Below are 20,608 nucleotides of genomic sequence, written 5' to 3'. Positions count from 1 at the left end.
TTGACCGCATGTCATCCAACGCCGCCCCGGCCCGTATCGCCATTGTCATGGGTTCCAAAAGTGACTGGGCTACCATGCAGTTCGCCGAGGAAATTCTTAACAGCCTGGATGTTCCCTTCCACGTTGAAGTGGTCTCAGCTCACCGTACGCCCGACAAACTGTTTAGCTTCGCGGAAACCGCAGCCGACAACGGTTTTCAGGTGATCATCGCCGGTGCAGGCGGTGCTGCCCATTTGCCGGGCATGCTGGCCGCGAAAACGCTGGTGCCGGTGCTGGGCGTGCCAGTGCAAAGCGCGGCGCTGAGCGGCGTCGATAGCCTCTACTCCATCGTGCAGATGCCGCGCGGCATTCCGGTGGGTACGCTGGCGATTGGTAAAGCGGGTGCTGCCAACGCCGCCCTGCTGGCGGCACAGATTCTGGCGATCCACGACAGCGCGCTGTCAACGCGCATCGCCAACTGGCGTCAAACGCAAACTGATGAAGTGCTGAACAACCCGGATCCGCGGGAGGACGCATGAAGCCGGTTTGCGTATTAGGAAATGGTCAGTTAGGCCGCATGCTGCGCCAGGCGGGTGAACCGCTCGGCATCGCGGTGTATCCGGTGGGCCTGGATGCGGAACCTTCTGCGCTGCCGATCGCCGAAAGCGTGATCACCGCTGAGATTGAGCGCTGGCCGGAAACCGCGTTAACCCGCGAACTGGCGAGCCATCCGGCATTTGTGAATCGCGATATCTTCCCGCGTCTGGCCGATCGCCTGACGCAAAAACAGCTGCTGGATCAGCTGAACCTCGCTACCGCGCCGTGGCAGCTGCTGGCCGATAAAGCCGAGTGGCCAAACGTGTTCAGCACCTTGGGCGAACTGGCGATTGTGAAGCGTCGTACCGGCGGCTATGACGGCCGCGGTCAGTGGCGTTTGCGCGCCAACGAAACCGATGCGCTGCCCGATGAGTGCTACGGCGAATGCATCGTTGAGCAAGGCATTAATTTCAGCGGCGAAGTGTCGCTGGTCGGTGCGCGCGGACACGATGGCAGCACGGTGTTTTATCCGCTGACGCATAATCTGCATCAGGACGGCATTCTGCGCACCAGCGTGGCGTTCCCGCAGGCCGATGCCGCACAGCAACAGCAGGCTGAAGCGATGCTCAGCGCCATCATGCATGAGCTGAAGTATGTTGGTGTGATGGCGATGGAGTGTTTCATTACGCCAGAAGGTTTGCTGATCAATGAGCTGGCACCGCGCGTGCACAACAGCGGCCACTGGACGCAGAATGGCGCGTCAATCAGCCAGTTCGAGCTGCATCTGCGTGCGGTACTGGGTCTGGCGCTGCCGCAACCGGTGGTGTTTGCGCCGTCGGTGATGGTGAATCTGATTGGTACTGATGTGAATCTGGCGTGGCTGCAGCAGCCGCTGGTACATCTGCATTGGTACGACAAAGAGGTACGCGCCGGCCGCAAGGTTGGGCATCTTAATCTGACCGATAGCGATCACGCGCGTCTGGTATCAGCCTTGAATGCGCTGGTGCCGCTGCTGCCGGAAACGTATGCAAGCGGGATTGCGTGGGCGGTTGAGAAGCTCTGATTAACCAGGTCGCCATAAATGGCGACCCTACGTGGTTTGGTGTGATTTTCGTAGGGTGCGCATTCATGCGCACCGGGTTACCCCACCATCTTCATCGCCACATGGCTCCAGCGATTCAGATGCGTAATCTGGAAACCATGCGCCTTAAACAGCGCATCCAGCGACGCTTCAGAATGAATCGTAATATGCCCATTACGCGGCGCGATATACCAATCATTCATTCCCAAATGGCTCACTTCATCCGTGGTGCCGGTACTAAAGAAAAACACCCCGCCCTTTTTCAAAAATCCTGACACTTCTGCCAGCGTTTTATGCGGATCGGGTGTGTGCTCAAACACTTCAAAACTGGTCATAAATTCATACGAATTCAGTTCCGGATACTCGCCCGGCACAAACGGATCCCACGCCACCATATCAATGCCCACTTCCTGCATTAAACGCGCCAGCGTCCCGGTGCCGCCGCCGTAATCCAGCATCTTTTTGCCGTGATAGCGTTTAAATAAAGCCAATATCAAATCACGGTTTTTGCTAGGACGATCAATCTCATAGGCGGGATCAAACTCAGCATATCCTTCGTTATACACATGCTGCGCATAATCCGCTGGCGTCCAGTCATCAAACGCATGGGTATACACCAAACCGCAGCTTTGGCACTGATGGTAATAAATCGGCACGCCGGTTAGCGGAAACACGTAGCGACTGGCATTTTGCGCATAGCAGGCAGTATTGAAATCGGTCACGCCATACAGCGTGGCTTCGCCCTGGCAGACTTTACAGCAGCCGATTTCAACAACGGATTTGACGATAAGTGGAGATGACATGTTGAGCCTTAAATAAGTCTGGTCTGCTTTCATGAGTCGACTCACACAGACCAGAACTTAAATTTAAGACAAAACCGTTTTGCTTATCCGGCGCTAAAGCTTCTGAACAGTGCCTTCTGTTTTAACAACCGAATCCCCAGCCAGGCACCGCACAGCGATAACAGCAGCGCGCCGCCGATCGGCAAGGCGATCCACAACGTCCAGTCTGGCTGCCACGGGAAATCGAAGATCTTGCGCTGCAAGCCCCACAGCGCCGCTTCCGCGCCCAGCGCCGCCGCAATCCCCGACACCACGCCAAGCAGCGCAAACTCACACCATAAGGTGCCGCGCAACAGGCGCTTGCTGGCACCGAGCGTACGATAGACCACCAGCTCCTGCCGACGCTGACGCATGCCAACCTGGATCTGCGCCAGCAGCAGCAGCACGCCGCACACCGTTACCAGCACCACCATCACTTCCAGCGCCTGGCTCACCTGCGTCAGCACCTGGCCGATTTGGCGCATCATGCTGCCGATATCCAGCAGGCTCAGCGTCGGGAATGCGCGATTAAGCTGCGCCAGCAGCGCCGGATTGCTCTCCATGCGGAAGCTGGTCAGCCAGGTTTGCGGCTGTTGATCGAGCGCGCCCGGCGGGAAGATAAAGAAGAAGTTCGGCCGCAGACTCTCCCAATCCACCTTGCGCAAGCTGGTGATTTTGGCGCTGAACTGCTGCGTATCGCCGCTGAAGGTTAAGCTATCGCCGAGCTTCACGCCCAGACGATCCGCCAGCTCCACTTCCATCGACACTTCACCGGCTTGCGGCGGCCAGTTACCGGATATCAGCGGATTGTGATCCGGACGCTCCGCTTGCCACGTCAGATTCAGTTCACGATTCAGTGCGTTATCCAGCTTGGGATCGGCCTCTTTGCCGTTCAGCTCGGTGAGACGCGCACGCACAATCGGGTAGAAGGTTTCCGGCTTCAGCTGATGTCCGGTCAGGAAGTCGCGCACCTGCGGCACCTGCTCTTTGGTGATGTTCAGCAGGAAATAGTTCGGACTGTCCGGTGGCAGTTGCTGTTGCCAGCGATCCAGCAGATCGCCGCGCATCACCAGCAGCAGTGCCAGCAGCATAAATGACAGCGAAAACGCCGCCAGTTGGCTGAGCGTCATCGCCGGTTGACGCAGCAGACGGTTAATCGCCAGGCGCAGCGCCAGATTGCGCACCACCAGCCGACGCAGCAGCAGCAAGGTGCCCCAGCCAAGTAACGCCAGCAGCAGCGCCAGCATCACCACGCCCGCCAGCAGCGCCCACAGCATTTTGCTGCCGCCCATCAGCAGCGCCAGTAAGCCAATCACCACCAGCGCCATTGCCGGCAGATAGATTCGCAGCGGCCAGACGTTCGCCACCGCATCCCGCCGCAGTACGCGCAGCGGTTGCGTCGCCATCAGCAAGCGATATGGACGCAAACCCACCAGCAGCGAAATCACAAACATCGCGCCAATCGCCCACAGCCACGGCCAGAAACTCGCCGCTGGCAGCGCGCCCGGCAGCACCGGTTTCAGCATCAGCAGCAGGATCACTTCAATGCCCTGCCCCAAGGCGCTACCGACTATCGCCGCCAGCAGCAGCACCGCCAGCCATTGACCGATGATCAGCCGCTGCAGCGCCTTGCGCGTTGCGCCCAGCGTTTTCAGCACCGCCACCAAATCGTAGCGGCTGCGGCAGTAATGACTCATCGCCACCGCCACCGCAGCAATCGCCAGCATCAGCGTCAGCAAGGCCGAAAGCAGTAAAAATTGCTGCGCGCGCTGCATTGAGCGGCCCAGCGCATCTTCCGAATTATCCACGCTGATCCAGCGCTGATCGGCTTTCAGCTGCGGCTCGATCCAGCTGTCATAGCGCGCCAGCGGTGCCGGATCGCCGGAGAATTTATAGCGCCAGCTCAGGCGACTGCCCGGCTGCACCGCGCCGGTTTTCTCTACGTCTGCCAGATTCATCAGCAGACGCGGCGCGGTCTGGAACGGATTAAAGCCGCCATCCGGCTCCTGAATCACTTCCCCGGCAATGCGCAGCGTGGTGTCGCCGACATCCACGCTGTCGCCCACTTTCAGATTCAGCAGCGCCAGCAAACGCGGCGCAGCTAACACCGTGCCCGCTTGTGGACGTAAGCCCGGCGGATCGGTTTGCAACGTGCCGAACATCGGATAGGCGTTATCCACCGCTTTAACGTCCGCCAGCTGCGGCGTCTCTTGCGCGAAAGTCATGGTCATAAAGTGCAGCTGGCTGCTGACCGAGAGACCTTCGTCACGCGCTTTGTTAAGCCACGCTTCCGGCGCTGGCGCGGTGGTACGCAGGGTGCGATCGCCCGCCATAAAGTCGCGGCTCTGCTGGCTCAAGCCTTTTTCCATGCGATCGCTGATCGAGCCAAGCGCCAGCACGCAGGCCACCGCCAGCGTGAGCGCCAGCCAGACAATCAGCAGCGAGGGCGAACGCCACTCGCGCCAGAACCAGCGCCAAATCATGATTCCTCCCACAACTTGCCGTCGCGCAGCCGTAAGCGACGGTCGCAGCGCGCCGCCAGTTGTTCATCGTGCGTCACCAGAATCAGCGTGGTGGCAAAATCGCGGTTGAGGGAGAACAGCAGATCGGCGATGCGATCGCCGGTTTTACGGTCGAGGTTGCCGGTGGGTTCATCAGCAAACAGCAAACCGGGACGACCGCTAAAGGCACGCGCCAACGCCACACGCTGCTGCTCGCCGCCCGAAAGTTGGGCCGGCAGATGGTGCAGACGATCTTTCAAACCCAGCACCGTCAGCAGTTCCACCGCCTGGCTGCGACTTTCGCGATCGCTGTCGCCACGCAGCAACGCCGGAAGCTGCACGTTTTCCAGCGCGTTCAGCGTCGGCACCAGCATAAAGGATTGAAACACAAAGCCCACTTCGCGCGCGCGCAGCGCCGCACGCTGCTCTTCATTCATGCTGTGCAGCGGCTGGCCAAGCAGATGCACTTCGCCGCTGCTGCCATCGTCCAGTCCGGCCAGAATGCCCAGCAGTGTGGATTTGCCAGAGCCGGACTCGCCAATCAGGGCGATGGTCTCAGCTGGTTTGACAACCAGCTCAACTCCGGTAAGGATGGTCAGCTGATGCTCTCCCTGACCGACGGACTTAGTAAGATGATGAACTGCAACAATGTTTTCCGCTGGCATTATCCCTTCCTGTTGTTATTGCTTCTGCTTGTGTCCCGACTCGCCGCCGCCGATACCTTACTGGTGTTGGGCGACAGCCTGAGCGCCGGGTATCGCATGTCAGCCACGGCGGCCTGGCCCAGCCTGCTGAATAAAGAGTGGCAACAGCAGCCCAAAGTGGTCAACGCCAGCATCAGCGGAGATACCGCAGGACAAGGGCTGGCGCGTTTACCGGGCCTATTAAAACAGCATCAACCCCGCTGGGTGTTAATCGAATTGGGCGGTAACGATGGCCTGCGTGGTTTCCCGCCGCAGAATATCGCCGCGGATCTGACCAAAGTGATCGACGAAGTGAAAGCCGCTAAAGCGCAGCCGCTGCTGATGCAGATTCGTCTGCCGGCTAATTATGGACGTCGTTATACGGAAGCGTTTAGCGCGATCTATCCGCGCCTGGCACAGCAGTACGACATTCCTCTGGTGCCCTTCTTTATGGAGCAGGTCTACCTGAAGCCGGAGTGGATGCAGCAGGATGGAATTCACCCCAATCCGGATGCTCAGCCGTTTATCGCCAACCTGATGGCGACCGAACTGGCCCCGCTAGTAAAGCATGATTAATGCAGGCGTGTGATTTTTAACGGGTAAAGAAATGCAAAAAACAATTCTCATCACCGGCTGCTCCAGCGGCATTGGTTTGGTCGCCGCGAACGATCTTTTGTCACGCGGCTATCGCGTGCTGGCCGCCTGTCGCCGCGCCGACGATGTGGCGCGCATGGAAGCGCTGGGATTTACTGGCGTGCAGCTGGATTTGGATGATGCCGCCAGCGTCGATGCCGCCGCCGACCGCGTGCTGGAACTCACCGATCATCGCCTGCACGCGCTGTTTAACAACGGCGGTTTTGGTCAATATGGGCCGCTCAGCAGCGTCTCGCGTCAGCAGCTCGAGAAGCAATTTTCCACCAACCTGTTTGGCACTCATCAACTGACCATGCGCCTGCTGCCCGCGCTGCAAGCCAGCGGCAACGGGCGCATCGTCAATACCAGCTCGGTGCTGGGACTGATCTCCACGCCGGGGCGCGGCGCCTATGCCGCCAGCAAATGGGCGCTGGAAGCCTGGAGTGATGCGCTGCGTCTCGAAGTGCGCGACTCTGGCGTGCGCGTCAGCTTGATTGAGCCCGGCCCGATTAGTACCCGTTTCACCGATAACGTGCATCAGGGCCAGCAGGATAAACCGGTGCGCAATCCGGGCATCGCCGCGCGTTTCACTCTGCCGCCGGAAGCGATTTTACCGAAGCTGCGCCACGCGTTAGAGAGCAAACATCCGCGTCTGCGCTATCCGGTGACGCTGGTGGCCTGGGCGATGAGCCTGCTGAAACGCCTGCTGCCAGGTTGGATACTGGATCGCATTTTGCGCAGCAACTAAGCTGCAACGCAGAATCAAACTTGAACCGGGGCAGCTTGCCCCCATATCCTCAACACACTTTCTGACAAGAGACGTATTCATGTCACACGCTTTGATTATCGACATCAACGAATCCAACCTGCAGCAGACCTTAGAACAGTCGATGCAGCTGCCGGTGCTGTTTTATTTCTGGTCCGAACGCAGTCAGCACTGTCTGGAACTGACGCCGGTGCTGGATCGCCTGGCGCAGGAGTATGCCGGTCAGTTTATTTTGGCGAAGCTGGATTGCGATAAAGAGCAGATGGTGGCATCGCAGTTTGGCCTGCGCTCGATCCCAACCGTTTATCTGTTCCAGAACGGTCAGCCGGTTGACGGCTTCCAGGGACCGCAGCCGGAAGAGGCGATTCGCGCTCTGCTGCAAAAAGTGTTGCCGCGTGAAGAAGAAGTTAAAGCGCAGCAGGCGATGCAATTGATGCACGAAGGCAAACCGCTGGAAGCGCTGCCGCTGCTGAAAGACGCCTGGCAGCTGAGCAACAAAAACAGCGAAATTGGCTTCCTGCTGGCAGAAGTGTTGATCACCCTGAGCCGCAGCGACGAAGCAGAAACCGTGCTGGATGCGGTGCCGCTGCAGGATCAGGACACGCGTTATCAGAGCCTGATCTCGCAAATCGACCTGTTAAAGCAGGCCGCCGATACGCCCGAAATTCAGCTGTTGCAGGAGCAGTTAGCCAGCGATCCGACCAATGCCGAGCTGGCTGCTAAACTGTCGTTACAGCTGCATCAGGTTGGCCGCAACGAGGAAGCGCTGGAGTTGTTGTTCAGCTTCCTGAAAAGCGATCTCAGCGTCGGTGACGGCCAGGTGCGTAAAATGTTCCAGGAGATTTTGGCCGCACTCGGCACCGGCGACACCCTCGCCACGCGCTATCGCCGCCAGCTTTACTCGCTGCTGTACTGATCGGTACCGCGCGTTAAACGGGCCGAACGATTCGGCCCGACAATCTGACAGCCAGGAGGTTATATGTTAACGGTTATTCCCGTCATCATTGTGCTCGCACTCGTTACCGTGTGGGCCGGTGTAAAAATTGTTCCACAGGGCTATCAGTGGACGGTGGAGCGCTTTGGCCGCTACACCAAAACGCTGGCGCCCGGCCTCAATTTGCTTGTACCGTTCATGGATCGCGTTGGTCGCAAAATCAATATGATGGAACAGGTGCTCGATATCCCTTCGCAGGAAATCATCTCCAAAGACAACGCCAACGTCACCATTGATGCGGTGTGCTTTATCCAGGTTGTCGATCCAGCGCGCGCCGCCTATGAAGTCAGCAATCTTGAACTCTCGATCCTGAATCTGACCATGACCAATATCCGCACCGTGCTCGGCAGCATGGAGCTGGATGAGATGCTGTCGCAGCGCGACAACATCAACACGCGTCTGCTGCATATCGTCGATGAAGCCACCAATCCGTGGGGCGTGAAAATCACCCGTATCGAAATCCGTGATGTGCGCCCGCCGCAGGAATTGATTGCCGCGATGAACGCGCAGATGAAGGCGGAACGTACCAAACGCGCCGACATCCTTGCCGCCGAAGGGGTACGTCAGGCGGCGATTTTGCGCGCCGAAGGTGACAAGCAGTCGCAGATCCTCAAAGCGGAAGGCGAACGTACCTCGGCCTTCCTGCAAGCCGAAGCGCGCGAGCGTCAGGCGGAAGCGGAAGCCACGGCGACGCGCATGGTCTCCGAGGCGATAGCTGCCGGTGATATTCAGGCGGTGAACTACTTCGTGGCGCAGAAATACACCGACGCGCTGCAAAAAATCGGCGAAGCCAACAACAGTAAAGTGGTGATGATGCCGCTGGACGCCAGCAGCCTGCTCGGTTCAATTGCCGGTATCAGTGAGTTGCTGAAGGAGAGCCGGACGGAGCGCAGACCATGATCCTGATGGAGCTGATTGCGCATCCACACTGGTTCTGGCTGACGTTGGGCGGCCTGCTGTTGGCCGCCGAAATGCTCGGCACCAGCGGTTATCTGCTGTGGAGTGGCTTAGCCGCCGTCGCGGTGGCGCTGATTGAATGGCTGTTTCCCATCTCATGGACCAGTCAGGGCATTGTATTTGCGGTGATGACGCTGCTGAGCGCGTTCTTCTGGCATCGCTGGATGCGCTATCGCGAATCGTCGCAGGTCGCCAACACGCTTAACCAGCGCGGCAACCAGTTAATGGGCATGCAGCTGACGCTGGATAACGCGCTGAAAAACGGCCTTGGTCATGTGCGCATTGGCGACAGCAGCTGGCGCGTGCAAGCAGATAGCGATCTGCCGGCGGGCACGCCAGTTATAGTCACCGGCGTGGTCGGCATTACGCTGATGATTCAGCCGCGCTTTCCATCGGCGTGATGGCAGCAACCGGCCAGGTGATTGATGATCGGGCACTCTGCGCTGTCATCGCCGGGGCAAGCCTCCGCCAGTTCCAGCAAGCGCGCGCGCATCGCATGTAACTCTTCGATGTGCGCAGCAATCTCGTCGGCTTTCTGCAAGGTGCGCGCTTTAACATCGGCGCTGTGGCGCGCGGGATCGTTGAACAGCGTCACCAATTCCCGGCACTCTTCCAGCGTAAAACCTACCTGACGCGCCTGACGCAGCAGATTCAGCTCATCAATATGATGCGCCGCGTAATGGCGATAGCCATTGTCACCGCGCGACGGCGGCGTCACCACGCCCTTCTCTTCGTAGAAGCGAATCGCTTTGCTGGTGAGCCCGGTTTTTTTTGCCACATCGCTGATGTTCATCTTTCCCCCTTGACCTTCCATTCAGGGGAAGGTTTAGGCTGTAGTTCTAATGCAAATTTTGCATGCAGTCAAAATCATTAGCCTGAGGAGTACACCATGTCACATACCCAACTGCTGGCGCTGGACGGCTTGTCCTGCGGCCACTGTGTTAAACGCGTCAAAGAAGCGCTGGAGCAGCGCAGCGATGTTGAACAGGCGGACGTCACGCAGCAAGAAGCGCGCGTGACCGGTGCGGCGAGCGCCAGCGATCTGATCGCTACGGTTGAACAAGCCGGTTATCACGCGGTGCTGAAAGACGGCGCAACCAGCCCAAAGCCTGATCCGTTGACAGCTACAGAGCCGCCGCCGGAGGCGCTGACAACGGAGTCGCAACCGGCACCATCCACTGAAGCTGAGCTTCCTGTGCATCATTTACTGATTGGCGGCATGAGCTGCGCCAGCTGCGTGAGCCGCGTGGAACAGGCGCTGCAAAAGGTGCCGGGCGTCAGTCAGGCACGCGTCAATCTCGGTGAGCGCAGCGCGCTGATATTGGGCGATGCAAACGCCGAAGCGCTGGTGAGCGCGGTCGATCAGGCCGGTTATTCCGCCGAAGTGATCGAGGATGAACAAACCCGACGCGAACGCCAGCAGGTCAGCGCGCAGCAAGCCATGCGCCGTTTTAGCTGGCAATCGGCGCTGGCATTGCTGCTCGGCGTGCCGATGATGATTTGGGGCATGCTCGGCGACAACATGATGCTGAGCGCAGATAACCAAACGCTGTGGCGCACGCTCGGCATGATTACCTTGCTGGTGATGGTGATGGCCGGTGGGCACTTCTATCGCAGCGCGTGGCGCAGTTTACGTCACGGCACCGCCACCATGGACACGCTGGTGGCGCTGGGAACCGGCGCGGCGTGGCTCTATTCGATGAGCGTCGCCCTTTGGCCCGAATTCTTCCCGCATCAGGCACGTCATCTCTATTTCGAAGCCAGCGTGATGATCGTTGGCCTGATCAATCTCGGCCATGCGCTGGAGCAGCGCGCACGCCAGCGCGCCTCGAAGGCGCTGGAACGATTACTGGATTTAACCCCAGCGCAGGCGCGGGTGATCAGCGATCAGGGTGAAATGCTGCTGCCGCTCAGCGAGGTTCAGTCCGGCATGACGCTGAAGCTGGTCACCGGCGATCGCGTACCGGTGGACGGTGAGGTCGCCAGCGGTGAAGCCTGGCTGGATGAAGCGATGCTGACAGGCGAGGCAGTGCCGCAGGCCAAACAGCCGGGCGATAAAATCTTTGCGGGTACGCTGGTGCAAGACGGCACGCTGCACTTTGTGGCGCGCGCCACCGGCAGCCACACCACGTTGGCGCGCATCATCAATCTGGTGCGGCAGGCGCAAAGCAGCAAACCGGATATTGGCCGGCTGGCGGATCGCATCTCCGCGGTATTTGTGCCGGTGGTAGTGGCGATTGCGCTGCTGAGCGGGGTGATTTGGTATCTGGCGGGTCCGCAGCCACAGCTGGCTTACACGCTGGTGATTGTGACCACGGTGCTGATCATCGCCTGCCCTTGCGCTTTGGGTTTAGCCACGCCGATGTCGGTGATTGCGGGCGTCGGGCGCGCCGCAGAGTTGGGCGTGCTGGTGCGTGACGCCGATGCGCTGCAGCGGGCCAGCGAAGTCGATACCATTGTGTTTGATAAAACCGGCACCCTGACGCGCGGCACGCCGCAGGTCAGCGATGTGGTGCTATATGGCGAGTGGAATCGCGAGCAGGTGCTCAGCGCGGCGGCGCAGATGGAGCAAGGCTCGAGCCATCCGCTCGCCAAAGCGATTCTTGAGGCTGCGCCTGCGGTGAGCACCGAAGCGGTTAAGCAATTTCGTACAATACGCGGCAAAGGCATCAGCGCTACAGTTGCCGACAGAATGCTGCTGCTGGGAAATCAGGCGCTGCTGGATGAGCAGCAAATTGATTATCGCGCCGCGCAGGATGATATCGCGCGCTTCGCCGCACAAGGCGCAACGCCGGTGCTGCTGGCCGACAATCAGCAGCTGCTGGGATTGATCGCACTGCGTGACAGCTTGCGTCCCGAGAGCAAAGCGGCGCTGCAGCGTCTGCATCAGCAAGGTTATCGCCTGATTATGCTGACCGGCGATCACCAAAAAACCGCGCAGGCCATTGCCGGTGAAGCGGGCATTGATGAAGTGATTGCTGGCGTGTTGCCGGATGGTAAAGCGCAGGCGATTATCCAGCTACAGCAGCAAGGCCGCAAAGTGGTGATGGTCGGCGACGGCATCAATGATGCGCCCGCGCTGGCGCAAGCCGATGTCGGCATTGCGATGGGCGGCGGCAGCGATGTGGCGGTAGAAACCGCCGCCATGACGCTGATGCGCAACGATCTACACTGCGTCGCCGATGCGCTGTCGATCTCCAGCGCCACGCTGCGCAATATGCGCCAAAACCTGTTGGGTGCCTTTATTTACAACAGCCTGGGGATTCCGATTGCAGCGGGCGTGCTCTATCCGTTTACCGACATGCTGCTGAGCCCGATTGTCGCGGGCGCGGCGATGGCGCTGTCATCCATTACCGTGGTGAGCAACGCTAACCGTTTGTTGCGCTTCAAGCCCGCGCAACGGCAATAGCCATTACAGCCCTGTTTTTCATCGGATGAAATCGCTAGCATGGTTTTTTGCCTTAAAAAGGACAGGGAATGAGACACGGTCTGTGGCACTGCATCCAACAACGGATCGCGACCCTTTTTCCGGCCAGTTACAGCTGGCCGGCCATGGATATCCAGCTGGGCGATCGTCGTTTGCATCTGGCGGGCAGCATTCACATGGGCACGCGCGATATGCAACCGCTACCTGCCGGGCTATTACGCCAGCTGCATAAAGCCGACGCGCTGATTGTCGAAGCCGATATCACGCAGGGCGGATCGCCGTTCAGCAATGATGATGAACATCCGCCGCTGGCAATGCGACTCGACGACGACGTGCTGCAGCGCCTGCAAGCCTTGTGCGATGAGCTTTCGTTGTCACTAAGCCTGTTCGATACGCTGCCGTTCTGGCAGATTGCGCTGATGTTGCAAGCGCAACAGGCGCAGCGGCTGGGATTACGTCCACAGTTTGGTATCGATTATCAGCTGTTGCAGGCGGCCAAAGCGGCCAACAAACGCATTATCGAGCTGGAAGGTCCGGAAACGCAGATCGCCCTGCTGAAATCGCTGCCGCAGGATGGTTTGCCGCTGTTACTGGATACGCTGGAACACTGGCACACCAACGCGCGCCTGCTGCAAACCATGATCAGCTGGTGGCTGGATGCGCCGCCCACTCAGCAACCGGTCGCGCTGCCGACCACCTTTAGCAGCGAGCTCAACGACACGCTGATGCGCAATCGCAATCAGCACTGGCGCGAGTTGCTGCTGGCGTTACCGAAAGGGCGTTATGTGGTGGCGGTGGGCGCGCTGCATCTATATGGCGATGATAATTTGCCAGGACTGCTGAAGAGCTGATTCATGCACATTTCGTAGCGGCGCAATTTATTGCGCGATAAATCGCGCCGCTACGGGCTTGTGCGGTTTATTAATTTTGCGTTCGGCAAAAAAAAAGAAGGCCAATAATAATATTGGCCCGTCAAAGAGGAATTTGTTTATGATTTTGGTTATCACCAACAATCTCTTGCTGGCGCGGGCCAATTCTCGCGCAAAGTTCAGAATTTCGCCACTGTTTTTCCATCAAAACTGAAATAAGAATTTTCCTAACAAGGACCGATCATGACGCCCGCGGTAAAACTTCTGGAAAAACAAAAAGTCACCTTTACCCTGCATCCCTACGACCACGATAGCCATGAAACCAACTTTGGCGACGAAGCGGTGCGTAAGCTTAATCTGGATGCGCGTCAGGTGTTCAAAACCTTGCTGGTGTCGCTCAACGGCGATGCCAAAGCGCTGGCGGTTGCGGTGACGCCTGTCTCAACCCAGCTGGATCTAAAAAAGGTCGCCAAAGCGTTGGGCGCGAAGAAAGCGGATATGGCCGATCCGCAGCTGGCACAGCGCGTGACCGGTTATCTGGTAGGCGGGATTAGCCCGCTGGGTCAGAAAAAACGCCTGCCAACGGTGATCGATCGGCAAGCGGCGGAGTTTGCCACCATCTTTATCTCTGGCGGCAAACGCGGGCTGGATATCGAACTGGCCGCGCAAGATTTGTCTCGCCTGCTGGATGCACCGCTGGCCGACGTCGCACGGCGCGATTAATCGGGCTGCTGGGCGCAGAGTTGATCGATCATCCAGCGCCCGGCCGGTCCCGGCGGATTACGCCGTGACCACACCACATCAACCGCGATATGCTGCGGCCAGCCCGGCACCGGCAACTCCTTCAGCACCTGATGCCCAAACTGCTCCACCAGCCAGCGCGGCAATATACTCCAGCCAAAACCTTGCTCCGCCATCTCTAACAGCAACAAATAAGATGGCGCCGACCACACGCGTCCGGCGGGCAAGGGATCGCGATTTTGCACCCAGGTGTTGAGCCGCAGATGCCGCAACTCACCCAACTGCCCTTCACTCACCTGCTGAAGCTGCGACAGCGCATGATCCTGATGCAGGTAGATCGCCATCTGCGCCCCCACTTGCAAGCGCGCCACCGCCAAATCCGGTGGTAATTGCGGCTGCGCCCGCACCACGCCAAGATGCACGCGTCCGGCTTGTATCAAATCTAATGCATCAGCATCCTCGGCGATCATGCACTCAAAATCGATATCCGGATAACGCACTTCAAACCGGTTAAGCAGATTTTCATGATGATCGGCTTGCCAGAAATCGGAGATCGCCAGGCTCAGGCGCGGCTCTACGCCCTGCGACAAGCGCACTGCCAGTTCATCCAGCCGCTGGCTGGCGGCCAGGATCTGCTGCACCTGCGCAAAGGCGCGCTGGCCATGCTCGGTCAATACCGGATTACGTCCGCTGCGATCAAACAGCGTGAAGCCCAGATCGTCTTCCAGATTAGCGATTGCGTTACTGATGGTGGACTGGCTTTTAGACAACACGCGCGCCGCCGCCGAAAAGGATCCGCTGGCCACGGTTTGCACAAACGCCTCAAGGGATTCCGGGGAATACTTCATGGTGAACCATCGCTTTTATCGATAGGTGATCATTTTATCTTAGCATCACACAGTGCGAAAATGCGGGTTATCACCAATGAGGAGGTTTATATGCGTACCCGTTCGCTGAAAGAACGTTTTTGTCATGCCGCAGGCTTTGAAGGGTTGGCACTTATCACTGTTGCGCCGCTGGCTGCCTGGATCATGGAGAAACCGCTATTTCAAATGGGCGCGCTGGCGATTATGCTGTCGACCGTCGCCATGCTGTGGAACATGATCTATAACACCGGTTTTGATCGCATCTGGCCGCCGCAGGTTAAACGCGGATTCGGTTTGCGCGCCATGCATGCGCTGGGCTTTGAAGGCGGTTTTATCCTGATTGGCTTGCCGATTGCCGCCTGGATGCTGAATATTTCGCTGCTGGAAGCTTTTGTGCTGGAAGTGGCGTTCTTCCTGTTCTTCCTGCCCTACACCATGGTTTACAACTGGGTGTGGGATAAGATGCGCCACCGTTGGGTGACGCAGAAATCCTGTCAGGCGTGATTCGTATTTGAAAAGCGGTCGCCATGAATGGCGTAATGCCGATCAGTTAAGCGCCGTATCAAATCACCGCACTTTCCGTAGCGGCGCGATTTATCGCGCAATGAATTGCGCCGCTACAATGTGTGCTCTCGGTAATTAGGGGTTTTCATGTCCTAACTGACGAGCATTACGCCATGAATGGCGACCCTACGTGCGCAACGTTCAATGTTGCGCGGCGCGCGGCCAGATCCACGCCAGAATCATTTGCGGATAGCTTGGCTTGCGTTGCTTCTCCAGCGCTTTGTTGCGCTCTTCAATTTGTGCTGCCGTCAGATGCACAATCCCGCCAGGTTGATAATCCGCTACCTTCAGCGGTGAATGCTGGCTGACATAATCACGCAGCACATCCGCATCGCGCTGCCCGCTGTTGCTGAAGCCAGCATGGGTTTCAATGTTCGGATAACCATCGCCGCCGCTGGCGTTAAAGCTGTTAGTCGCCATGCGGTAGGTTTTATCCTTTTGCAGCGGTTCGCCATTAATCTTCACGTCGCTGACGCCTTTACCATCCGCCACCAGACTGATGTTGCTGAACTGCGCGAAGCCGCCGGAATCCACTTTGATATTGGCAACCGTCGCCAGATAGCTCAGCAATTCATTACCACTCAGCGTCACTGACACCACCTGATTGCCAAACGGCTGCACCTGCAACAAATCGCGCCAGCTGAGATTGCCCTGCGCCAGTGAAGTGCGAATGCCGCCGCCGCTCATCACCGCCAAGTCCGCTTTGGTCGCCGCCATCTGCGCGCGCAAAATCAGCTGCCCAAGATTGGTCTGCTCGAAGCGTACCTTGTCGCGCTCGCCGACAAACACGCCGTCGCTGCTGCCGACGTTGACATCCAGTTTCTTGCCAGCACGCAGCTGATACGGCGTTAACAGCTTCATCATCGCGCTATTTTTCGGGATCTCTTCCTGCCAGGTGAGCCAGGATTCGCTGCCATCAAGATTCTTCACTTTATGTTTGAGGTTGACCGGGATCAGTTGGTAATTCTCCAGCGTCAGCTCGCCATTGCGGAAGGTGAAGTCGCCGCGCCCAACAAATTTTCCCCACTCTTTCGCCTGCATGATCCACACGCCGTTTTGACGATCCGGCTGGCAAGGCTGGCCCGGCTGATAATCTTTTACACTGACGTTCTCTTTCTCCATGCACACCGCATCCTGCGAATGGCCGCCAATGATCACGTTGATGGTGCCCGGCGGCAGGCTGCGCGCCAGCTCGACGTCGCCCGGCGCATTGCTGCCGTGCTGGCCGTCGTCGTAATGGCCCATGTGCGTCAGCGCGATGATGACATCAGGCTTTTCGCTGGCGCGTAATTCCGCCACCGCTTTTTCGGTCTCTTTCACCGGATCGCGAATATCAATCGTCGCAATGTTTTCCGGATTGGAGATGCGCAGCGTGTCGGTGGTGGTCAGGCCGATCACCGCAATTTTCAGCCCCATGCGGTTAAAGGTCGCCCACGGCTTAAATAAGCGCGTGTCGGTGCCTTTTTGATAGATGTTGGCTGAAAGGAACGGAAACTTGGCCCACTTCTGCTGCTTTTGCAGCACGCTAAGTGGTTTGTCGAATTCGTGGTTGCCCAGCGCCATGGCGTCATAGCCCACCAGGTTCATGCCGCGAATGTCAGGTTCAGCATCCAGCATGTCTGACTCTGGTACGCCGGTGTTCACATCGCCCGCCGACAAGATCAGCGCGCCGCCGCCTTTGGCCTGCACATCGTAGCGCTGTTGATCCATCAGGGTTTTCTGTGCGGCGAGGCCATATTCGCCCTGCGCGTTGGGCCAGTAACGACCGTGATGATCGTTGGTGTGCAGAATGCTGAAACGATAACTGCGATCCGTTTGCCACGCCTGCGCCAGCATCGGCAGCAGTAACACTGTCAGCGCCAGCCAGCGCCCCTTTCGCGGTGATAAAAACAAAGCCGATCTCCTTATTCTGCGTTTTTCCACTTAGCGGTGGACTTAATGTGCGTAATCGCCCTTCTGTGTCGCACAGATGGCACTTTAACTCAAGACCAAAGGCTTATAGAGTCATTCAGCAAGTAACAATCTGATAACTAAACCGCCCCTTTTCAGGATTTTTATGGCAAGTGAAATCGCATCACCGGCACGCGCGCCGGGCCGTACCGCGTTTGGCATTTTGGGCGCCATCAGCATTGCGCATCTCCTCAACGATATGCTGCAATCGCTGCTGCTGGCGATCTACCCGATGCTGCAGAAGGATTTCAACCTCAACTTCGTGCAGATCGGTCTGATTACCCTAACCTTCCAGGTTACCGCTTCGCTGCTGCAACCGCTGATTGGACATTACACCGATAAGTATCCCAAACCCTGGTCGCTGCCCGTCGGCATGGGCTTTACGCTGTGCGGGCTGATTCTGCTGACCTTCTCCACCAGCTATACGCAAGTGCTGCTGGCAGCGGCGTTGGTCGGCAGCGGTTCATCGGTGTTCCATCCCGAATCCTCACGCGTAGCGCGTATGGCTTCCGGCGGCCGTCACGGATTGGCGCAATCGCTGTTCCAGGTGGGCGGCAACTTCGGCAGCGCGCTTGGGCCGTTACTCGCGGCGATGATCGTCGCGCCGTACGGCAAAGGGCATCTCGGCTGGTTTGTGCTGGCGGCGCTGCTTGGCATTATCGTGCTGCTGCAGGTCAGCCGCTGGTACAGCCATCAGCAGCGCGCCAGTAAATCCACCGCCACCGCAACGCCGGTGAACCCGCTGCCGCGCAAAAAGGTGGCGCTGGCGATCAGTATTCTGCTGCTGCTGATCTTCTCTAAATACTTCTATCTCACCAGTATCAGCAGCTATTACACCTTCTATTTAATGCAGAAGTTCGGGCTTTCAGTGCAGGCTTCGCAATTCCATCTGTTTGCCTTCCTCGGCGCGGTGGCAGCGGGCACCATTATTGGCGGGCCGATTGGCGATAAGATTGGCCGTAAATACGTGATTTGGGTGTCGATCCTTGGCGTTGCGCCGTTCACGCTGTTATTGCCGCACGCCACATTAATGTGGACCAGCGTGCTAAGCGTGATCATCGGGCTAATCCTCGCCTCGGCGTTTTCCGCCATTCTGGTCTACGCGCAAGAGCTGATGCCCGCACGTATCGGTATGGTTTCTGGGCTGTTTTTCGGTTTCGCCTTCGGGATGGGCGGACTCGGCGCTGCGGTGTTAGGCGTGGTCGCCGACCACACCAGCATCGAATGGGTCTATCAAATCTGTGCCTGGCTGCCACTTATCGGCCTTTTGACCGCTTTCCTGCCTGATAACCGTCACGCCTGAGCCCTTTCGGGGGGCAACTATTTTTCCTCGCCCCCCTTCATTCTGCGTATTTCCAGCCGATATAGTGAGATAACTGACGAAAATGGAGCTTCAGCTGCGTTTTCGTCTCATTTTTTCAATTTAGTGCTCTTTTACCGCTCAAATGTTTAAACGCGGTGAGTGATTGTGCATTACACTAGGTTGTTACAAGCGGATACATTTGCACACAAGGAGACAGGCATGCATCACACCACACCGTTGATCACTACCATTGTCGGGGGACTGGTCCTCGCATTTCTCCTTGGTATGCTGGCAAACCGCCTGCGCATCTCACCGCTGGTTGGTTATCTTCTGGCTGGCGTCTTAGCCGGCCCTTTCACGCCAGGCTTTGTCGCGGATACCAACCTTGCTCCGGAACTGGCCGAACTCGGCGTTATTCTGCTGATGTTCGGCGTCGGTTTGCACTTCTCGCTGAAGGATTTAATGTCGGTAAAGTCCATCGCCATTCCTGGCGCCATCGCGCAAATCGCCGTGGCGACGCTGCTGGGAATGGGACTTTCCTGGACAATGGGCTGGTCGTGGATGACCGGCCTGGTATTTGGTTTGTGTCTTTCCACCGCCAGTACCGTGGTGCTGCTGCGCGCGCTGGAAGAGCGTCAGCTGATTGATAGCCAGCGCGGGCAAATCGCCATTGGCTGGTTGATCGTGGAAGATTTGGTGATGGTGCTGACGCTGGTTCTGCTGCCAGCCATCGCCGGCATGCTGGAACAAGGCAATGCCAGCCCAACGCTGCTGTTGTGGGATCTGCTGCTGACCATCGGTAAAGTCGTCGCCTTTATGGTGCTGATGATGGTGGTGGGCCGTCGCGTGGTGCCGTGGATTCTGGCAAAAAGTGCCGCGACCGGTTCGCGTGAGCTGTTTACTCTTGCGGTGTTAGCGCTGGCGCTCGGTATCGCCTTTGGCGCCGTCGAATTCTTTGATGTCTCCTTCGCCCTCGGCGCCTTCTTTGCCGGCATGGTGCTGAACGAATCTGAACTCAGCCACCGCGCGGCGCACGATACCTTGCCGCTGCGTGATGCCTTCGCCGTCCTGTTTTTTGTGTCCGTCGGCATGCTGTTTGATCCGATGATCCTGATTGAGCAACCGCTGGCGGTGCTTGGCGCGTTGGCGATTATCGTACTGGGTAAATCCATTGCTGCCTGGCTGCTGGTGACGCTGCTTGGCCATTCACGTCGTACCGCGATGACCATTTCGGTGAGCCTGGCACAGATTGGTGAATTCGCCTTTATTCTCGCTGGCCTCGGCATCTCGCTCGGTATGCTGAGCGAGGAAGGCCGCAATCTGGTGCTGGCGGCGGCGATTCTCTCCATTATGCTTAACCCAATTCTGTTTAGCGTGCTGGAACGTTATCTCGACAAAACCGAAACCATCGAAGAGCAGACGCTGGAAGAAGCTATCGAAGAAGAGAAGCAGATTCCGGTGGATATCTGCAATCACGCGGTGCTGGTGGGTTATGGCCGCGTGGGCAGCCTGCTGGGGCAAAAGTTGATGGAAGCGGATGTGCCGCTGGTGGTGGTGGAGAACTCCCGTCCGCGCGTTGAAGCGCTGCGCGAGCAAGGGATCAAAGCGGTGCTGGGCAATGCGGCACGCGTGGATACCATGGAATTAGCGCGCCTCGACTGTGCCCGCTGGCTGCTGCTGACCATTCCCAATGGCTACGAGGCCGGTGAAGTGGTGACAGCGGCGCGCGAGAAGCGTCCGGACATCGAGATTATTGCGCGTGCGCATTATGACGATGAAGTGACCTACATTATGGAGCGCGGCGCGAATCGCGTGGTGATGGGCGAACGTGAGATCGCTAACAGCATGTTGCATGTGTTGGAAGAAGAGATTGCGCAGAACCCGATTGTACGTGAGTGCCCGATTTGAGTTAGTGCGGTCATTGGGAAGGTCGCCA

General features: G+C 58.0%; 19 protein-coding genes. 13 read left to right on the top strand and 6 right to left on the bottom strand.

Annotated elements, in window-relative coordinates; all coding sequences use genetic code 11:
* Nucleotides 1-8: 8 nt before the first annotated feature.
* Both purE and purK read left to right on the top strand, forming a co-directional pair.
* Complete coding sequence (gene purE, locus HX773_RS09455) at nucleotides 9-518, top strand: 5-(carboxyamino)imidazole ribonucleotide mutase (protein WP_008103823.1); 510 nt, start codon at nucleotides 9-11, stop codon at nucleotides 516-518.
* Nucleotides 515-1,579: a 5-(carboxyamino)imidazole ribonucleotide synthase gene (gene purK, locus HX773_RS09450; RefSeq protein ID WP_176971309.1), complete on the top strand. Its 1,065-nt coding sequence runs from the start codon at nucleotides 515-517 to the stop codon at nucleotides 1,577-1,579. Before purE ends, purK begins: the two co-directional genes overlap by 4 nt.
* Before the next feature lie 77 nt (nucleotides 1,580-1,656).
* Here the strand turns inward: purK and HX773_RS09445 are convergent, their stop codons facing one another.
* The 3 genes from HX773_RS09445 to ybbA form a co-directional block, all read right to left on the bottom strand.
* On the bottom strand, nucleotides 1,657-2,400 hold the full coding sequence (locus HX773_RS09445; RefSeq protein WP_176971308.1) for a class I SAM-dependent methyltransferase: 744 nt from the start codon (nucleotides 2,398-2,400) through the stop codon (nucleotides 1,657-1,659).
* Between the two features lie 83 nt (nucleotides 2,401-2,483).
* On the bottom strand, nucleotides 2,484-4,901 hold the full coding sequence (gene ybbP / locus HX773_RS09440) for a putative ABC transporter permease subunit YbbP (RefSeq protein ID WP_176971307.1): 2,418 nt from the start codon (nucleotides 4,899-4,901) through the stop codon (nucleotides 2,484-2,486).
* On the bottom strand, nucleotides 4,898-5,584 hold the full coding sequence (ybbA, locus tag HX773_RS09435; protein WP_176971306.1) for a putative ABC transporter ATP-binding protein YbbA: 687 nt from the start codon (nucleotides 5,582-5,584) through the stop codon (nucleotides 4,898-4,900). The genes ybbP and ybbA overlap by 4 nt, the downstream gene beginning before the upstream one ends.
* Between ybbA and tesA the strand changes: the two genes are divergently transcribed.
* The 5 genes from tesA (at nucleotide 5,552) to HX773_RS09410 (ending at nucleotide 9,353) form a co-directional block, all read left to right on the top strand.
* On the top strand, nucleotides 5,552-6,178 hold the full coding sequence (tesA, locus tag HX773_RS09430; RefSeq protein WP_176971305.1) for a multifunctional acyl-CoA thioesterase I/protease I/lysophospholipase L1: 627 nt from the start codon (nucleotides 5,552-5,554) through the stop codon (nucleotides 6,176-6,178). The two genes, ybbA and tesA, sit on opposite strands and share 33 nt — an antisense overlap.
* A gap of 31 nt (nucleotides 6,179-6,209) precedes the next feature.
* Entirely contained in the window at nucleotides 6,210-6,983 is a 774-nt protein-coding gene (locus tag HX773_RS09425) for an SDR family oxidoreductase (RefSeq protein ID WP_176971304.1), read from the top strand.
* Nucleotides 6,984-7,062: 79 nt separating this feature from the next.
* Nucleotides 7,063-7,917: a co-chaperone YbbN gene (locus HX773_RS09420; RefSeq protein ID WP_176971303.1), complete on the top strand. Its 855-nt coding sequence runs from the start codon at nucleotides 7,063-7,065 to the stop codon at nucleotides 7,915-7,917.
* 63 nt (nucleotides 7,918-7,980) lie between these two features.
* A complete protein-coding gene (locus tag HX773_RS09415; protein ID WP_176971302.1) occupies nucleotides 7,981-8,895 on the top strand; it encodes an SPFH domain-containing protein in 915 nt (304 codons plus the stop codon).
* Nucleotides 8,892-9,353, top strand: coding sequence for an NfeD family protein (locus tag HX773_RS09410; RefSeq protein ID WP_008103840.1), 462 nt, complete (start codon nucleotides 8,892-8,894; stop codon nucleotides 9,351-9,353). The genes HX773_RS09415 and HX773_RS09410 overlap by 4 nt, the downstream gene beginning before the upstream one ends.
* Here the strand turns inward: HX773_RS09410 and cueR are convergent.
* Nucleotides 9,329-9,745, bottom strand: a complete 417-nt coding sequence (cueR, locus tag HX773_RS09405) for a Cu(I)-responsive transcriptional regulator (RefSeq protein WP_101762384.1) — start codon at nucleotides 9,743-9,745, stop codon at nucleotides 9,329-9,331. The two genes, HX773_RS09410 and cueR, sit on opposite strands and share 25 nt — an antisense overlap.
* A 96-nt stretch (nucleotides 9,746-9,841) precedes the next feature.
* On the opposite strand from cueR, the gene copA reads away from it, so the two are divergent.
* The 3 genes from copA (at nucleotide 9,842) to ybaK (ending at nucleotide 13,971) form a co-directional block, all read left to right on the top strand.
* Entirely contained in the window at nucleotides 9,842-12,361 is a 2,520-nt protein-coding gene (copA, locus tag HX773_RS09400) for a copper-exporting P-type ATPase CopA (RefSeq protein ID WP_176971301.1), read from the top strand.
* 68 nt (nucleotides 12,362-12,429) lie between these two features.
* Nucleotides 12,430-13,230, top strand: coding sequence for a TraB/GumN family protein (locus tag HX773_RS09395; RefSeq protein WP_176971300.1), 801 nt, complete (start codon nucleotides 12,430-12,432; stop codon nucleotides 13,228-13,230).
* A 261-nt stretch (nucleotides 13,231-13,491) separates the two neighbouring features.
* Complete coding sequence (gene ybaK / locus HX773_RS09390; protein ID WP_137385298.1) at nucleotides 13,492-13,971, top strand: Cys-tRNA(Pro)/Cys-tRNA(Cys) deacylase YbaK; 480 nt, start codon at nucleotides 13,492-13,494, stop codon at nucleotides 13,969-13,971.
* Here ybaK and HX773_RS09385 read toward each other — a convergent pair.
* A complete protein-coding gene (locus HX773_RS09385; protein WP_176971299.1) occupies nucleotides 13,968-14,837 on the bottom strand; it encodes a LysR family transcriptional regulator in 870 nt (289 codons plus the stop codon). The genes ybaK and HX773_RS09385 overlap by 4 nt on opposite strands.
* Before the next feature lie 90 nt (nucleotides 14,838-14,927).
* Between HX773_RS09385 and HX773_RS09380 the strand changes: the two genes are divergently transcribed.
* Complete coding sequence (locus tag HX773_RS09380) at nucleotides 14,928-15,359, top strand: multidrug/biocide efflux PACE transporter (protein WP_176971298.1); 432 nt, start codon at nucleotides 14,928-14,930, stop codon at nucleotides 15,357-15,359.
* A 201-nt stretch (nucleotides 15,360-15,560) separates the two neighbouring features.
* Here the strand turns inward: HX773_RS09380 and ushA are convergent, their stop codons facing one another.
* A complete protein-coding gene (gene ushA / locus HX773_RS09375; protein WP_176971297.1) occupies nucleotides 15,561-17,312 on the bottom strand; it encodes a bifunctional UDP-sugar hydrolase/5'-nucleotidase UshA in 1,752 nt (583 codons plus the stop codon).
* A gap of 163 nt (nucleotides 17,313-17,475) precedes the next feature.
* Between ushA and HX773_RS09370 the strand changes: the two genes are divergently transcribed.
* Nucleotides 17,476-18,672, top strand: a complete 1,197-nt coding sequence (locus HX773_RS09370) for an MFS transporter (protein ID WP_176971296.1) — start codon at nucleotides 17,476-17,478, stop codon at nucleotides 18,670-18,672.
* Nucleotides 18,673-18,891: 219 nt separating this feature from the next.
* A complete protein-coding gene (gene ybaL, locus HX773_RS09365; RefSeq protein ID WP_101762391.1) occupies nucleotides 18,892-20,580 on the top strand; it encodes a YbaL family putative K(+) efflux transporter in 1,689 nt (562 codons plus the stop codon).
* Nucleotides 20,581-20,608: the final 28 nt, after the last annotated feature.

It is taken from the genome of Pantoea sp. B9002 (assembly GCF_013385945.1).
Taxonomy (GTDB): domain Bacteria; phylum Pseudomonadota; class Gammaproteobacteria; order Enterobacterales; family Enterobacteriaceae; genus Pantoea.
The sequence above is the reverse complement of the archived record's forward strand: the minus strand, read 5'-3'. Positions and strand labels throughout refer to the sequence as shown.

Coding starts and splice junctions, on each gene's coding strand:
- HX773_RS09420 (WP_176971303.1), top strand. CDS start 7,063: ATGTCACACGCTTTGATTATCGACATCAACGAATCCAACCTGCAGCAG.
- purE (WP_008103823.1), top strand. CDS start 9: ATGTCATCCAACGCCGCCCCGGCCCGTATCGCCATTGTCATGGGTTCC.
- HX773_RS09425 (WP_176971304.1), top strand. CDS start 6,210: ATGCAAAAAACAATTCTCATCACCGGCTGCTCCAGCGGCATTGGTTTG.
- copA (WP_176971301.1), top strand. CDS start 9,842: ATGTCACATACCCAACTGCTGGCGCTGGACGGCTTGTCCTGCGGCCAC.
- HX773_RS09370 (WP_176971296.1), top strand. CDS start 17,476: ATGGCAAGTGAAATCGCATCACCGGCACGCGCGCCGGGCCGTACCGCG.
- HX773_RS09380 (WP_176971298.1), top strand. CDS start 14,928: ATGCGTACCCGTTCGCTGAAAGAACGTTTTTGTCATGCCGCAGGCTTT.
- HX773_RS09385 (WP_176971299.1), bottom strand. CDS start 14,837: ATGAAGTATTCCCCGGAATCCCTTGAGGCGTTTGTGCAAACCGTGGCC.
- purK (WP_176971309.1), top strand. CDS start 515: ATGAAGCCGGTTTGCGTATTAGGAAATGGTCAGTTAGGCCGCATGCTG.
- tesA (WP_176971305.1), top strand. CDS start 5,552: ATGATGAACTGCAACAATGTTTTCCGCTGGCATTATCCCTTCCTGTTG.
- ybaL (WP_101762391.1), top strand. CDS start 18,892: ATGCATCACACCACACCGTTGATCACTACCATTGTCGGGGGACTGGTC.
- cueR (WP_101762384.1), bottom strand. CDS start 9,745: ATGAACATCAGCGATGTGGCAAAAAAAACCGGGCTCACCAGCAAAGCG.
- ybaK (WP_137385298.1), top strand. CDS start 13,492: ATGACGCCCGCGGTAAAACTTCTGGAAAAACAAAAAGTCACCTTTACC.
- HX773_RS09410 (WP_008103840.1), top strand. CDS start 8,892: ATGATCCTGATGGAGCTGATTGCGCATCCACACTGGTTCTGGCTGACG.
- HX773_RS09445 (WP_176971308.1), bottom strand. CDS start 2,400: ATGTCATCTCCACTTATCGTCAAATCCGTTGTTGAAATCGGCTGCTGT.
- ybbP (WP_176971307.1), bottom strand. CDS start 4,901: ATGATTTGGCGCTGGTTCTGGCGCGAGTGGCGTTCGCCCTCGCTGCTG.
- ybbA (WP_176971306.1), bottom strand. CDS start 5,584: ATGCCAGCGGAAAACATTGTTGCAGTTCATCATCTTACTAAGTCCGTC.
- HX773_RS09395 (WP_176971300.1), top strand. CDS start 12,430: ATGAGACACGGTCTGTGGCACTGCATCCAACAACGGATCGCGACCCTT.
- HX773_RS09415 (WP_176971302.1), top strand. CDS start 7,981: ATGTTAACGGTTATTCCCGTCATCATTGTGCTCGCACTCGTTACCGTG.